Below are 13,820 nucleotides of genomic sequence, written 5' to 3'. Positions count from 1 at the left end.
ATCGTCGCGTCCAGCATCGCGGCCTGCTCGCCCGTCGGGGCGAGTTTCAGCAACTCGGTCACCATCACTTATTGAAGATATGCCTCAATGCTGGAGATGCCATGACGACACGCCCCCGCGCCGTACCAGGCTTCCTCCCGGCCCCGACGGACCGGGCTTCCGCCCTTGATGCCCGGTGAACGACACGATGCTCATCGGGCTCTACGCACTCGCCGCCGCCGGTGTGGTCGGGCTGGCGGGAGCCGGCGCGCTGCGCCTGCTGCGCGGCCGGTCCATCCTCGTCCACGTCCTGGTCCTGCTCGCCGTCACCGTGCTCGCGGTGGTCGCCGGCGTCGCCACGGTCGCCCAGGCGATGTTCCTGTCCGCCCACGACCTGTGGGTCGTCCTCGTCACCGTCGCCGCCTCCGCGGTGATCAGCCTGGCGGTCGGCGCCGTCTTCGGCAGCCGGCTGGCCGCCTCCGCGGTCTGGGCGCAGGCGGCCCGGGAGCGCGAACGGCGCCTGGAGGCCGGACGGCGGGAACTGGTCGCCTGGGTGTCGCACGACCTGCGCACCCCACTGGCCGGGCTACGGGCGATGGCCGAGGCCCTCGAGGACCGCGTCATCGACGACCCGGCCACCGTCGACGAATACCACCGGCGGATCCGCATCGAGACCGACCGCATGACCCAGCTCGTCGACGATCTGTTCGAACTGTCCCGGATCAACGCGGGCGCGCTGCATCTGGTACCCACCACCGTGCCGCTGAGCGAGATCGTGTCCGACGCCATCGCCGGCGTCGCCCCGCTCGCCGCGAGCCGGCGCATCCGGCTGGTCGCCGCGGACAGCGGCTGGCCGCTCGTGCGGGCCGGCGAACGCGAACTCACCCGCATCGTCAGCAACCTGCTGATCAACTCTGTCCGGTACACGCCCGCCGACGGGACCGTGCATATCGCCGCCGGTCGCGAACACAGCAGCGTGTGGCTGGCCGTCTCCGACACCTGCGGCGGCATTCCCGACAGCGACCTGGGCCGGGTCTTCGACGTCGCGTTCCGCGGCGAACGCGCCCGCACACCGGGAACTGACGGATCCGGCGGCGGCGGCCTCGGCCTCGCGATCGTGCGCGGCCTCGTCGAGGCCCACGGCGGCCGAGTCGGCGTACGCAACATCGGCCCCGGCTGCCAGTTCGAGGTACGCCTGCCGGCAGCCTGACCCCCGCGGCCCAGGGACGCGAACGGCCACCCGCTGAAGCAGACTGGCTACCCGTGTGGGCCCGTGCGCTTGTGGTGGACGGTCAGGTGAGGTAGCCGCTGACGCCGCCGTTGGGGGCGATCTCGTCGATGCGGGCGAGGTCGTCGGCGGTCAGCTTCACCTCGGCTGCGGCGAGGTTCTGGGCGACGCGCTCGGGGTTGCGGGAGCCGGGGATGGGGACGATGTAGTCCTTCTTCTCGAGCAGCCAGGCCAGGGCGAGTTGGGCCAGGGTGGTGCCCTTGCCCTCGGCGAGCTTGGTCAGCTCGGCGGTGATGGCGACGTTGGCGTCGAAGTGCTCCGGCGCCCACCAGGGGATGTATTGGCGGAAGTCGTCGGCGGCGTGCTGGTCGCGGGGTTTGACGGCGCCGCTGAGGAAGCCGCGGGCCAGCGGCGAGTAGGCGACGAGTCCGATGCCGAGTTCTTCGAGTACGGGGAAGAAGGCTTCCGACCTGCGCGCGAAGATCGAGTACTCGGTTTGGAGCACGGCGATGGGGTGTACGGCGTGGGCTCGCCGGACGTTGTCGGGGGTGGTGTTGGACAGGCCGAGGTACTTCACCTTGCCGGCGTCGACGTATTCCTTCATGACGCCGACGACGTCCTCGACGGACACGTTCGGGTCGTCCATGTGCTGGTAGAGCACGTCGATGTAGTCGACGCCGAGGTTGCGCAGGCTGTCGTCGACGACCTTGCGGATCCACGGGGCGGGAGTCGGCGCGGAACATCGTGGCGGGGTCGGACTCGATGCCGAACTTGGTGGCGATGGTGACCTGGTCGCGGATCGGGCGAGCGCGGTCCCGAGCAGCTTCTCGCCGTCGCCCCACCCGTACATGCGAGCGGTGTCGAAGTGGGTGACACCGAGTTCGTAGCAGCTCTACCGGTTCATCGCCGCCCGCGAACTCGCGGCGATGGCCGAGGCGGTGCACATGGACCCGGCCGATCTGCCCGGGTACGCGGGGAGAGTGCACGACCACCTGAGCCGCCACCCGCAGCGACACCGGCTGATGATGTGGGGCCAACTGGAACTACCGCCCGGAGAAACGCCACCTGACGACCCGTTCCAGGCACCGGAGACATCCTGACCTTCGTGAGCCAGATCGCCACCGCCTGGGCCTTTCCGAACGCCGTGACACCGGCAGACACCGACCACACCGCTTTCATGGACGCACGCCGGGCAGCGATCGTCGCCGCGGTTCAACGGCTGTTCCCGGCAGCGGACAGCAGCAGCACGAGCACGCCGAATCCGTAATCAACCTTCGCTCCGCTCCAACTGTGGGGAACGGGCCCGCCGGTGCACCATAGGGCGTCGACCAGCTCGAACAAGGCGTCCGCCCGTCGGGTCATGCATCGGTGGAGCTGCTCCCGGAACTGCGCCGACACATCGATAGCTTCTGCCCGGTCAGCCATGACCGCCACAACGATCATCGATAGGCGCGGACACGGCTTCGCGGGCCGCATGGGGCGACCCAGTGGAATCCCAGCCCCTTTCAGGGCGGGCAGATGTCAATGTCCTTCTTCGGTACGCCCGCGGAGCTCCGTTCGCGGGTCGTGTGTGATGGTGACGCAGCAGCGGTCGGGGCCGGGGTTGAGCCGGGCGCAGCGGCCGCGCGGGCCGTCGGCTTCCAGCAGGCCGTCGATCAGATCGAGATTCATCCCGCAGACCAGCTCGGTGTACTGCGCGGCGAGGCTGCGGAAGGGACAGTTGCCCAACAGTGTCTCGCCGTCGACGGTGCGCGGCTCGTAGCCGTTGTGGGCCAGCACGGCGGTCACGACGTCCCGCTCGCCGCCATCCCCCGGTGTCTCAGAGGTGGGATGGTTCTGCAGCAGCGCCTGCCCGGTGGTGCGTGCGGCGGCCCGCAAGGCGGCGTCGAGGGACACCCCGTCGCGGTTGGCCACGGTGACCGCTTCGGCCAGGACCAGCCCCGCCAGATCGTAGCGGCGCTCGGGCAGCGTGACGGAGATGTCACGCTGCACGCGCCGGTAGAACTTCGCCGGGCGGCCGGCGCCCGGACCGCCGCGCCCGAGTGGACGGCGGTACTCGATGTCGAGCAGGCCGTCGGCGACGAGCCGATCGAGGTGGAATTTCGCGACATGGTGGGCGACACCGATCGCGGCCGCTGACGTCTCTCGGTTGACCGGTTCACCCTGCGCGACCACGAAGCAGTACAGCTGCCTGCGGACGGGATCACCGAGCGCGGCAACGCTGGCCACGTCGGCCGCAAAGTTCTCGGACATCGCCACCTCCTGGACCATGCCCCGATTCTATCGGACACACAAGTTGACGAAAGAGACGGCCGCTTCTAACGTACAAAGAAATTTCCTTTAGAAGGAGCCGTCATGACCAGCACCTCCCCCACGCTCGCCGGCCAGGTCCGGGAGAACCCGGTTATCCAAGCGTTCTGGCTGCTCCGCATCGGGTTCACCGTGGCGCCGATCCTGTTCGGGCTGGACAAGTTCGCCGGGCTGCTCACGCACTGGGAGCAATACCTCGCCCCGGGAATCGACACGCTGGTGCCCGGCACCGCCCACCAGGCGATGCTGGCGGTCGGAGCAATCGAGATCGCCGCTGGCCTCGCCGTGGCCGCGCTGCCCCGCTTCGGTGGCTACCTCGTCGCCGCCTGGCTCGGCGGCATCATCGTCAACCTGCTGATTCTCGGCGACTTCTACGACGTGGCGCTGCGCGACTTCGGCCTGCTGCTGGGCGCGCTCGCGCTGGCGCGCCTCGCGGCCGGCGTGGCGCGATGACCACCATGCCCCGCACCGCCTTGACGAACACGCGCGAACCCGGCCCGGTCGCCGACCCACCGCACCTGCGGCTCGCCCGCGCCGTGACACCCATCGATCTCGAGGCGGCCACCGGCGCCGTCCGGGCGCTGCTGACCGCGCTCGGACAGGACGTCGGCTCCGAGCACCTGTCCGACACCCCGCGGCGCGTCGCCGCCGCCTACGCCGAACTGCTGACGCCCGAGCCGTTCGTCCTCACCACCTTTCCCAACGACGACCGGTACGACGAACTCGTGCTCGTGCGCGACGTACCGTTCCGGTCGCTGTGCGAACACCACCTGCTGCCCTTCCACGGGGTCGCCCACCTCGGCTACCTGCCCGACCAGCGGATCGTCGGCCTCTCCAAACTCGCCCGGGTCGTCGAGCACTACGCCCGTGGCCTGCAGGTGCAGGAACGGCTCACCCAGCAGATCGCCACCTGCCTGCAGCGCGCCCTGCACGCCAAGGGCGTCGCCGTCGTCCTGGAAGCCGAGCACCTGTGCATGTCTCTGCGCGGGGTACGCGCCGCCGGCGCCCGGACGACGACCTCGGCGCTGCTCGGCCTGCACCGCGAACACCCGCCCACCCGCGCCGAATTCTTCGCGCTCACCGGTCTGCGCCAGTGACGGCCCTGGCCGCCCGCGCACCCGGCTCAGGGAGGACGATGAACACCCTCAACGAACGAGGAGTAGACCGTGGAAATCTGGATCAACCCCGACTGCTCGAAGTGCCAGTCGGCGCTGTCGATCCTCGACGCCGAACACGCGCAGTACACCGTGCGGCACTACCTCGAGCAGCCACCAACCACCGCTGAGCTGCGCGAGGTGCTGGATCGCCTGGGTCTGGAACCGTGGCACATCGCCCGGCTCGGCGAGCCGGTCGCGGCCGAGTTGGGTATCGCGGAGTGGCCCCGTGACGCATCGAGCCAGGACCGGTGGCTCGCGGCGATGGCCGCGCACCCCGCACTCATCCAGCGCCCGATCATCACCGCCGAGGACGGCACGGCCGCCGTGGCGCGCACCCCCGAGGCGGTTCACGAGGCGCTGAAACGCACCCCCGGAAACGACTGAGCCCACCCGCCGACTTCTCCACAACGGCATGCGCCGGGGACGGCGGTCAGCCATTCCCCGGCACGGTGTGCGGTCGAGCCGCGATCAGTCGCGTCTGGACCGCTCGTTGCCCGTGACGTTTGAATGGACCGACGCGTGTCCAAGGTTGACCCGTTCGATCGAGGGCTTGTCCGATGAGCTTGAAGAATTGGAACTTTCGACAGAAGCCGACCGGGATGTGGAAGCGACTCCTTCGGTTACCCGTCCACCTCTACCGCGCCCGGCTCGGGTTCATCATGGGTGAACGGATTCTGCTCCTGACTCATCGCGGCCGCGTCTCAGGTCGCGTGTTCCAGACACCGGTCGAGGTCGTCGAGCACGATCAGGAGACAGACGAGTACATCATTTGCTCGGGTACGGGCCCGCATGCGGATTGGTACCGCAACATCACCGAACAGCCTGCCGAGCAGGTGCAGGTGAGGAACCGGCGCTGGCGACCGCACCAGCGAATGCTGGATGGACGGGAGGCGGCCCAGAGGTTTGCTCGCTACGAGAAGCGGCATCCGCGGACGGCACGGCGGCTACTCACATCGATGGGCAAAGGTTACGACGGAACAGAGAACGGTCGCGCTGCGATGATGGCGAGCATGCCGATGGTTGCGTTCTCCTACTCTGAGTGGCTTTAAAGCGATGTCTCCACGTTTCGCCATGCGTTCGATCCCCACGTCTTGCAACTTGAGCGGGCGCTCAAAACGTCGTACCCTCCGGTCTTGAGCAATCGCTCAAGACCGGAGGTTGGCATGGACACCATCTATCTGAAGGCCGCCGGCGCGGCTATTCCGCAAGTACGGCGGACCAAGTGAAGGTCATCATTCCCGGCGGGACCGGGCAGGTCGGCACGATCCTGGACCGGGCGTTGACGGCGGAAGGTCACGATGTCGTTGTCCTGACGCGCTCCCCCAGGGGTGGGCGTCAGGTCTACTGGGACGGCTCGACGCTCGGCGACTGGGCCGGGGAGATCGACGGCAGCGATGTCGTCATCAACCTGGCGGGACGCAGCGTGAGCTGCCGGTACACCGCGGAGAACCTCGAGGCCATGATGAGCTCACGGGTGGAGTCGGCGCGTGTCGTCGGCGACGCCATCGCCCAGGCGACCCGGCCACCCAGGGTGTGGCTGCAGATGAGCACCGCAACCATCTATGCACACCGGTTCGACGCGGCCAACGATGAACGGGACGGTCGGATCGGCGGCGACGAGGATGGAGTGCCCGGCTACTGGGCCTACAGCGTCGAGATCGCTCAGAACTGGGAGGCCGCGCAGGAACGGGCGGCGACTCCCCACACGCGCAAGGTCGCCCTGCGGTCGGCCATGGTGATGAGCCCGGACCGCGGTGGCGTCTTCGATGTGCTCAGCCGGCTTGCGCGGCTCGGCCTGGGCGGACCGGTCGCCGGCGGCGGACAGTACGTGTCGTGGATTCACGACCACGACTTCGTCCGTGCCATCCGGTACCTGATCGACCGCGACGACCTCGGAGGAGCAGTGAATCTGGCCGCGCCCGGCCCCTTGCCGCAGCGAGAGTTCATGCGGGAGCTACGGTCGGCCTGGCGGGTGCCGGTCGGCCTGCCGGCCACGACCTGGATGGCCGAGATCGGCGCGTTCGCACTCCGGTCGGACACCGAACTGCTCCTGAAGAGCCGGCGGGTCGTGCCGGGCCGACTCGCCGACGCCGGATTCACGTTCGACTATCCGCATTGGCGAACCGCGGCCACGGACCTGACGCTGCGCCGCCGCCGAGGCCGCGGATAGGCCGACCAGCCGACGCGGGATACCGGTCTACTGTCGGGCATGCTCGACGACCTTGTGATGGGTACGAGAACGAGCGCTTCCCGACTACGGCATGCGCACCGGCCGGCTCAGCCTTGGGAGGCGCCCTCGTTCGCGCCGCGTACGAAATAGCGTTGGAAGACCAGGAAGATGACCGCGACCGGGATGATCGTCAGCAGGGACGCGCCGAGCTTGAGCGGGTACTGAGTGCCGGACCCGAGCGAGCCGGTGACCAGGTCGGCGAGGCCGCGAGGCAGGGTGTAGAGGCCCGGATCCTGCACGGCGATCAGACTGTGCGTGAGGTCGTTCCAGGAGCCCTGGAACGACAGGATGGTCAGGGCGACGAGAGCGGGCCGGGCCATCGGGAGCACCACCGACCAGTAGGTGCGGAAGATTCCGGCGCCGTCGATGCGGGCCGCCTCCTCGACGTCGACGGAGATGGCTGTCGAAGCCGGTGCCACCACAGGCGGCGCCGGCGAGAAGCCCGGCAGCCGTCAGCACAGCCAGCGTGGTGTCACGGAGCGATGCGGTGACCACGTCGACAACTCTACTCAACCAAGACGGGCAAAACACCTCAAAACGTCTATTCCTGGCCGTTTAGGTGTTATAGACCTTAATCACGGCCTGCAACGCCCCGCCGTCAATGCTGTCGGCAAGGCGACGTACGCAACGGGCATCCTCCGCCGTCTCCATCACGACCTTTCTGCTTAGGAGGAGCGATGGGTGCAGCCGTTCCGCCGGTGAGGGCCGCCAGGGGTACGAGGATGTCGCCGACTGCCGCCTGGGCCGCCAGCCTGGCGGCCACCGTGGCGTCCACCTACGCGCTGGACGCCTGGGCGGCGGCCACCGGCGCCGGTCTGGTCGCTTCCGGGTTGCTCGCCGGCCTCGGCCGTCAAACGGTGGTGGCGTTCCTCCTGGCGAGCTACACGGCCTGGGTGTTCGGGCTGCGCGCCAACCTGCGAGCGAACGGGAGTCTGCTGGCGGCGACGGGGGCGAGCACCAACGTGCTGTCCAAGCTGGCGTACGACGTCGCCCGGCGCCGGTTCGGCGGTGGGCGCGCCGCCCGGCTGGCCGCCGCCGTGGCGTACACCGGCACCGAGGTCGCCAAGGAGGTGCCGTACTACCTGGCCGCATTCGGCGCCGCCGTCACGACCGACTCGATCACCACCGACGAGGCACTCGTCTTCCTCGCCGGCGCCAACCTCGGCGCCGCGTGCTACGAAGGCGCACTCGCCCGCCTCACCCGGACCGTTCTCGGCCGGGATCGCGGACATGCGTCGTTCGACACCGACTGGGTGCCGGCCGAGTACCTCACCGACTACTACCGCACCGTCGAACCGGACGAGATCGCCACGATCGCGTTCCTCGTCGACGCGATGCGCCACGCCGAACGCGATCAGCCGATCCTGTACTTCGGGACCGGTCCGACCCTCCACCACGTGTTCGCGTGCGCCGAGACGGCATCCGAGATCCATCTGGGTGACTATCTGCCGGAGAACCTGGCCGAGATCCGGCGGTGGATCGAGCGTGCGCCGGGCGCCCACGACTGGCGGCCGTTCGTCCGCTACACCCTGCAGTGTGAGGGCAACACCTGTCCGACCGACGACGAGATCACCGCGCGCGAAGACCTGACCAGGGCAAAGATCACCATTCTTGTACGGGTGGACGCCCACCATCCTCGTCCGGTGAACCGGAGCTACCCGACGGTGGTCAGTGCCTACTGCGCGGACTCGGCGACCGGCGACCGCGCCACGTGGGAACTGTTCATGCGCCACATCACCGGCCTGGTGCAGCCGGGCGGCCTCTTCCTCACCGCGGCGCTGCGCCGGTGCCGTGGCTACACGGTCGGCGGCAAGACCTTCCCCGGCGCCGACATCGATGAACGCGACCTCCGAGCGGCCCTGCGGCCCGATTTCGAGCCGGTGAACGAGGGGATCGAGGTCATACCGACAGCGCAGCGCGGTTCCCACGGCTACGCCGCGATCCTGCTCTGCCGGGCACGCCGCGCTTAGCGGCCAGCCGCTGTAAATATAGGGAAAAATCATGCGGAAAGTGGGATCATCCGATATGTGGCTGAGGAGCTGCTGTACCTGAGTGACCGGACACAGGTGACCCGCCACACCCCGTCCGACGGTCCCGGCGTGATCTGCAAACACGCCACCGGGGCCGGCGCGATCCGCCGCGTCGAGCACGAACGTGCCGTGCTGGAAAAGCTTGCCGGCATGCCCGGCGTCCCCCGCCTCGCCGAACACCAGGCGCGCCGGACCCTGGTTCTGCAGGATGACGGCGGTACCCCTCCACCGGCCGGGCCGATGCCCCTGCCCGACCTGGTCCGCACCGCACACGCCCTGGCCACCACACTCGCCGGGGTCCACCGCGCCGGCGTCCTGCACCGCGACATCACCCCGGCCAACGTCGTGCTGCGCCCGGACGCTCCTCCGCTGCTCATCGACTTCGACGTCGCGCTCACCGGCGCCCCGGAACCGGACGAGGGCCCGGTCGGCACTCTCGGCTTCCTGGCGCCCGAGCAGACCGGCCGTACCGGCCTGAGCACCGATCGCCGCACCGACCTCTACGGCCTCGGCGCCACCCTTTACACCCTCGCCACCGGCACTCCCCCGGTCACCGGCCACGACCCTCTGGAGCTGGTGCGCGGCACCCTCGTCGGCACCCCGTCCGCCTCGGGCCTGCCACCGCGGCTGGGCGACATCATCATGCGGTTGCTGGAGAAGGACCCGGACCGGCGCTATCAGAGCGCCGAGGGCCTGGCACACGATCTCGCCCGCTGGACGGCCGACCCGGACGGCGACTGGACGCCGGGCGACCGGGACTTTCCGCTGTTCCTGCCGCCACCGCCCACCCTGGTCGGCCGGGACCCGCAGATCGGCACACTGGCCACCGCCCTGGACCGGGCGCTGGCCGGCGACGGCCGGGCCGTGCTGGTCAGCGGGCCGGCCGGAATCGGCAAGAGCGCCCTGATACAGACGCTGCGACCGTTGATCGCCGCTCGCGGTGGCTGGTTTCTCGCCGGCAAATACGAGCAGTTCCGCACCGGTGTCGACGCCGGCGGCACGGTACAGGTGATCAGAAACCTGGCCAAGCTGCTGCTCGCCCTACCGGAGGCGGAGCTGGAGGACCACCGGGAACGGCTGGTCGCCGCACTGGATCCGGTCGGCAACGTGTTGTCCGGCGTGGTGCCCGAGCTGGACATACTGCTCGGCTGGCAGAAGGCGGCCGAGCCGCTGGACCTGGTCACCCCGCCGACCAGGGTCAGCGGGACTTCGGTCACGCTGCTGCGCACCGTGGCGGCGCACCGCCCCCTGGTCATGATGGTCGACGACCTGCAGTGGGCGACCAGCGCATCGCTGCGGGTGCTGGACGGGCTGGTGGCCGCTGGGCCGGTCCCCGGGCTGCTGGTCGTGTGCGCCTACCGGGACGAGGAGAGCGACGCCGGCCGTCCGCTCGCCGGCCTCGCCGCGCGCTGGGAGCGCGACGGATTCGCCGAGCCGCCGTTGCGGCTGGCCGGGCTGGACCGGGCCGGGCTGGCCGAGCTGACCGGGGCGGTGCTGCGTCTGGAGCCCTCGGCCGCGGAGTCGCTCGCCGACCTGATCGGCGAGGCGACTTCCGGGAATCCGTACGCCACCGTGGCACTGATCAACGGGCTTCGCGCCGAGGGCCTGCTGACACCGGCGGAAGACGGCTGGGACTTCGACCCTGATCCGGTACGGAACTTCGTCACCCGCCACCACCTGCCGCAACTGCTCACCGCCCGCCTGGAGCAACAGCCGGCGACGACCCGACGCCTACTGGTCGCGCTGACCTGTCTCGGCAGCAACGTCCCCCCGGAACTGCTCGCCACCGCCACCGCGACCCCGCCCGTCTCCCTCCCGGCACACCTCGCTCCCGCCGTCGCCGATGGCTTGATCAGCGCGGACAGCACGGTCAAGTTCTGCCACGACCTGGTCCTGCAGGCAGCCCGAGATCTGGTTCCGGCCGACGAGATGGATCGATCGCGGCTGGCGATGGCCCGCCGCCTGGCCGCACACGGCGACTACGAGCAGCAGGCCGCCGAGCAGTACCTCGCGGTCACCGGCCTCGTCAGCGACGACGGCGAGCGCCGGACCGCATCGGCTCTGCTGCACCAGGCCGGCCGCCGCGCCGCGCGGATTACCAACTATCCGGGCGCCGACGAACTGCTGGCCGCCGCCGACCGGGTCCTCGCCGCCGGCAGCGCCGCAGACGACGCGATCGCGGTGGACCGGCACACCACGCTCTACTGCCTGGGCCGGCACACCGAGGCTGACCGGATCTACCACGATCTCGCCGCTCGCTCCCCGGACCCTCTCATCCTTGCCACCGCCACCGCCGTACAGATCAACAGTCTGACCGTACGCAACGAGTGCCCCGCGGCGATCGCTCTCGGGCTCGACGCGCTGCGGCGGTTCGGCATCACCCCGCCGGCCGACCTGGTCGCGGACAACCAGCGCGCCGTGCTCGAGCTCCGGGACTGGGTGGCCGTCCGTGGACCGGCCTACCCGACGTGGGAGTCCACCGATCCGCGGATCGTCGCGGTGGCCCGGATCCTGCAGCGGATGCAGGGGCCCACCTACATGATCGACCCGGACCTGCACGCCTGGCTGGTGCTGCGAACACACACGCTGTGGCAGCGCAACGGGGTGTGCGAGCCGCTGACCGGCACTCTGGGCGGGGCCATACGCGTGACGAGTTGGCTGCTCGACGACCACCGCACCGGATACCTGCTGACCGGGCACGCGCTGCGGGCCGCTCGCGAGCACGGTTACCACGCGGCGGCGGTGGCCGCCTACCAGCACCTGTTGCTGGCCGCGCCCTGGTTCGAGCCGCTGGAGGAGGTCGTCGAGGGCTGCTGGCAGGTTCGCGACGAGCTCCTCGCGGTCGGCGACGTGCAGATCGCCGGGTGGCACTGGGCGCGGTTGCTGGTCCTGCTGTTGGAGACCGAGGACTCGCTGCAGACCTGCGCCGAGGAGACCACGGCGGTGCTGGCCTTCGCGGAACGGACCGGCAACTGGCATGCCCGGCTGATGGCTCTCGGACACCGGCGGCTGATCCAGGTGTTGCGTGGGCAAACCGCCGGGCCGGGGCCGTTCGACGGCGAGGACTTCGACGAGGCGGCCTACCTGGACGAGATCGGCGAAAACTCGGCCCTACTCGCCGGCTATCACCTGGACCGCGCCCTGGCGGCGCTGCTGAGCGACGACACCACGGCCTTGGAGGAGCACTCGGCCGCGGCGATGGTGCACTGCAAGGCGATCCGTGGGTTCTACTCCAGTGCGCTCGCCCGGGTCACCCGCTGCCTCAGCGACCCCTCCCCCGCGACGGCGGACGCTCGGGACTGGCTGGCCCGCCGGGCCGCCGACATGCCCTGCAACTTCCGGCCGCTGCTGCTGCTCGTGGACGCGGAGAAGGCCCGGGCCGGTGGCGACGCCGTCACCGCGATCCGGCTGTTCGACGAGGGCCTGAACGAGGTGACGGGCCGCCCATGGCATCACGCCCTGCTCGCCGAACGGGCCGCCCGCCTGCATCTGGAGCAGGGGCTGACGCACGCCGGGCGCCGGCTGCTGGCCGAGGCGCGCGACGCGTACCAGGCTTGGGGCGCCGGCGGCCCGGTCGCACGCCTCGAAGCCGAGCACCCCTTCCTGCGGAACACGGCGATCGTCGGCCCGGGCAGCGGCGCCGACCGCCTGGACCTGAGGGCGATCCTGCGCGCGTCGCGGGCGCTCAGCTCGAAGACCACCCTCGCCGGGCTGACCACGCAGGTGATCGATGTGTTGTGCGCGATGACCGGGGCCACCGACGTGCATCTGTCGCTGCGGGACCGCACCGTCTCCGGCTCGTCCACCACCAGCCTGCCGGCGTCCGCCGTCCGTTACGTCGAACGCACCCACCAACCGCTGCTGGTCGCCGACGCGACCCGCGACGACCGGTTCTCGCAGGATCCGTACCTGACCGGTCTCGAGGCGTGCAGCCTGCTGGTCATCCCGGTTCCCTGCCAGAGCGCCGAAGACGCCGTCCTGGTCCTGGCCAACCGCAGGCAACGCGGCGTCTTCTCCACCAGCCGCCTGCAGACCGTCGAACTGATCGCCGGGCAACTGGCCGTCTCCCTCGACAACGCCCTGCACTACGACTCGCTGGAGAACGAGGTCCGGGCACGCACCGCGGAGATCGCCGACCGCAACCGCGAGCTGGAGGCCGCCAACCAGCTCAAGGCCGACCTGATCGGCATGCTCGGCCACGAGATCAACAACCCGCTGGCCACGATCCTCGGCAGCCTCGACCTGGTCCTGACCGGCGATCCCCTGCCACCGTCGGCCGAGCGGCTGCTCGCCAGACAACAGGGCGCCGCCCGGCGGCTGGCCGGCATCGTCGAGGAGGTACTCGCCCTGGTCAGCATCGACGCCGGCCGGCTCACCGCGACCCCGCGCCCGGTCCGGGTGGCCGACCACATCGAGGCCGCGCTCGGCGCCGCCACCACCGCGGTCACCGTCTCCTGCCCGCCCGACCTCGTCGCCGCCGTCCAGCCCGGCCACCTCGACCAGATCCTCACCAACCTGATCAGCAACGCGGACAAGTACGGCGGCGGGGTCGAGGCGATCGACGTGCACGGCTCCGACGGCGGCCCCGTGACCATCGACGTCGCCGACCGGGGCCCGGGCGTGCCGCCGGAGTTCCGCGACCGGCTGTTCGACCGCTTCGCACGCGCCGAGAACACCGCCGGGAAGGTCGCCGGCACCGGGCTGGGCCTGTACATCGTCCGTGAACTGGCTCGCGCCAACGGCGGCGACATACGCTATCGCCACTCGCCCGCGCACGGGTCGACCTTCGTCGTCTCGCTTCCGCCGGCGACCGTTGTCACGGTGGGAACTCACCCGGACATGAGCCGCACCTGAAACGGCCGGGACCGCGAGGGTCCCGGCCGTTT

12 protein-coding genes and 1 pseudogene are annotated in these 13,820 nt (G+C 70.1%); 10 read left to right on the top strand and 3 right to left on the bottom strand.

What is annotated here, in order from left to right; translation table 11 throughout:
- Positions 1 to 175 precede the first annotated feature (175 nt).
- Positions 176 to 1,189: a sensor histidine kinase gene (locus IEZ13_RS10730; RefSeq protein WP_183220759.1), complete on the top strand. Its 1,014-nt coding sequence runs from the start codon at positions 176 to 178 to the stop codon at positions 1,187 to 1,189.
- An 82-nt stretch (positions 1,190 to 1,271) separates the two neighbouring features.
- On the opposite strand, the pseudogene IEZ13_RS10725 reads toward IEZ13_RS10730, so the two are convergent.
- Positions 1,272 to 2,081: pseudogene (locus tag IEZ13_RS10725) on the bottom strand (aldo/keto reductase); the annotation flags it as partial.
- Between the two features lie 52 nt (positions 2,082 to 2,133).
- On the opposite strand from IEZ13_RS10725, the gene IEZ13_RS47855 reads away from it, so the two are divergent.
- Both IEZ13_RS47855 and IEZ13_RS46415 read left to right on the top strand, forming a co-directional pair.
- Positions 2,134 to 2,307, top strand: coding sequence for a hypothetical protein (locus IEZ13_RS47855; RefSeq protein ID WP_203833767.1), 174 nt, complete (start codon positions 2,134 to 2,136; stop codon positions 2,305 to 2,307).
- A 5-nt stretch (positions 2,308 to 2,312) separates the two neighbouring features.
- Entirely contained in the window at positions 2,313 to 2,474 is a 162-nt protein-coding gene (locus tag IEZ13_RS46415) for a hypothetical protein (protein WP_203833766.1), read from the top strand.
- A 254-nt stretch (positions 2,475 to 2,728) separates the two neighbouring features.
- Here the strand turns inward: IEZ13_RS46415 and IEZ13_RS10715 are convergent, their stop codons facing one another.
- Positions 2,729 to 3,460: a helix-turn-helix transcriptional regulator gene (locus IEZ13_RS10715; RefSeq protein ID WP_183220824.1), complete on the bottom strand. Its 732-nt coding sequence runs from the start codon at positions 3,458 to 3,460 to the stop codon at positions 2,729 to 2,731.
- Positions 3,461 to 3,562: 102 nt separating this feature from the next.
- On the opposite strand from IEZ13_RS10715, the gene IEZ13_RS10710 reads away from it, so the two are divergent.
- The 5 genes from IEZ13_RS10710 to IEZ13_RS10690 all read left to right on the top strand — a co-directional run bounded on the left by IEZ13_RS10710 (position 3,563) and on the right by IEZ13_RS10690 (position 6,844).
- Positions 3,563 to 3,970, top strand: coding sequence for a hypothetical protein (locus IEZ13_RS10710; RefSeq protein WP_183220755.1), 408 nt, complete (start codon positions 3,563 to 3,565; stop codon positions 3,968 to 3,970).
- Entirely contained in the window at positions 3,967 to 4,614 is a 648-nt protein-coding gene (gene folE / locus IEZ13_RS10705) for a GTP cyclohydrolase I FolE (protein ID WP_229794603.1), read from the top strand. The genes IEZ13_RS10710 and folE overlap by 4 nt, the downstream gene beginning before the upstream one ends.
- A gap of 69 nt (positions 4,615 to 4,683) precedes the next feature.
- Positions 4,684 to 5,058 carry an ArsC/Spx/MgsR family protein gene (locus tag IEZ13_RS10700; RefSeq protein WP_183220753.1) on the top strand — a complete coding sequence of 125 codons (375 nt, stop codon included), beginning with the start codon at positions 4,684 to 4,686 and terminating at the stop codon, positions 5,056 to 5,058.
- Positions 5,059 to 5,231: 173 nt separating this feature from the next.
- Positions 5,232 to 5,723 carry a nitroreductase family deazaflavin-dependent oxidoreductase gene (locus IEZ13_RS10695; protein WP_183220751.1) on the top strand — a complete coding sequence of 164 codons (492 nt, stop codon included), beginning with the start codon at positions 5,232 to 5,234 and terminating at the stop codon, positions 5,721 to 5,723.
- 173 nt (positions 5,724 to 5,896) lie between these two features.
- Positions 5,897 to 6,844, top strand: coding sequence for a TIGR01777 family oxidoreductase (locus tag IEZ13_RS10690; RefSeq protein WP_183220749.1), 948 nt, complete (start codon positions 5,897 to 5,899; stop codon positions 6,842 to 6,844).
- A 107-nt stretch (positions 6,845 to 6,951) separates the two neighbouring features.
- On the opposite strand, the gene IEZ13_RS10685 is transcribed toward IEZ13_RS10690, so the two are convergent.
- The gene (locus IEZ13_RS10685) at positions 6,952 to 7,326 is read right to left on the bottom strand and encodes a carbohydrate ABC transporter permease (RefSeq protein WP_229794602.1); all 375 of its coding nucleotides are present in this window, start codon (positions 7,324 to 7,326) and stop codon (positions 6,952 to 6,954) included.
- Positions 7,327 to 7,626: 300 nt separating this feature from the next.
- Here IEZ13_RS10685 and gntF point away from each other — a divergent pair, with 300 nt between their 5' ends.
- Both gntF and IEZ13_RS10675 read left to right on the top strand, forming a co-directional pair.
- The gene (gene gntF / locus IEZ13_RS10680) at positions 7,627 to 8,874 is read left to right on the top strand and encodes a guanitoxin biosynthesis pre-guanitoxin forming N-methyltransferase GntF (RefSeq protein WP_183220747.1); all 1,248 of its coding nucleotides are present in this window, start codon (positions 7,627 to 7,629) and stop codon (positions 8,872 to 8,874) included.
- Between the two features lie 57 nt (positions 8,875 to 8,931).
- Positions 8,932 to 13,788 (top strand): GAF domain-containing sensor histidine kinase, encoded by a 4,857-nt coding sequence (locus IEZ13_RS10675; RefSeq protein ID WP_183220746.1) that lies wholly within the window; start codon positions 8,932 to 8,934, stop codon positions 13,786 to 13,788.
- Positions 13,789 to 13,820: the final 32 nt, after the last annotated feature.

The sequence above is a fragment of the Actinoplanes campanulatus genome, assembly GCF_014647795.1.
GTDB lineage: Bacteria > Actinomycetota > Actinomycetes > Mycobacteriales > Micromonosporaceae > Actinoplanes > Actinoplanes campanulatus.
Note: the sequence above shows the minus strand (reverse complement) of the source record. Positions and strands in the feature narration are given on the sequence as shown.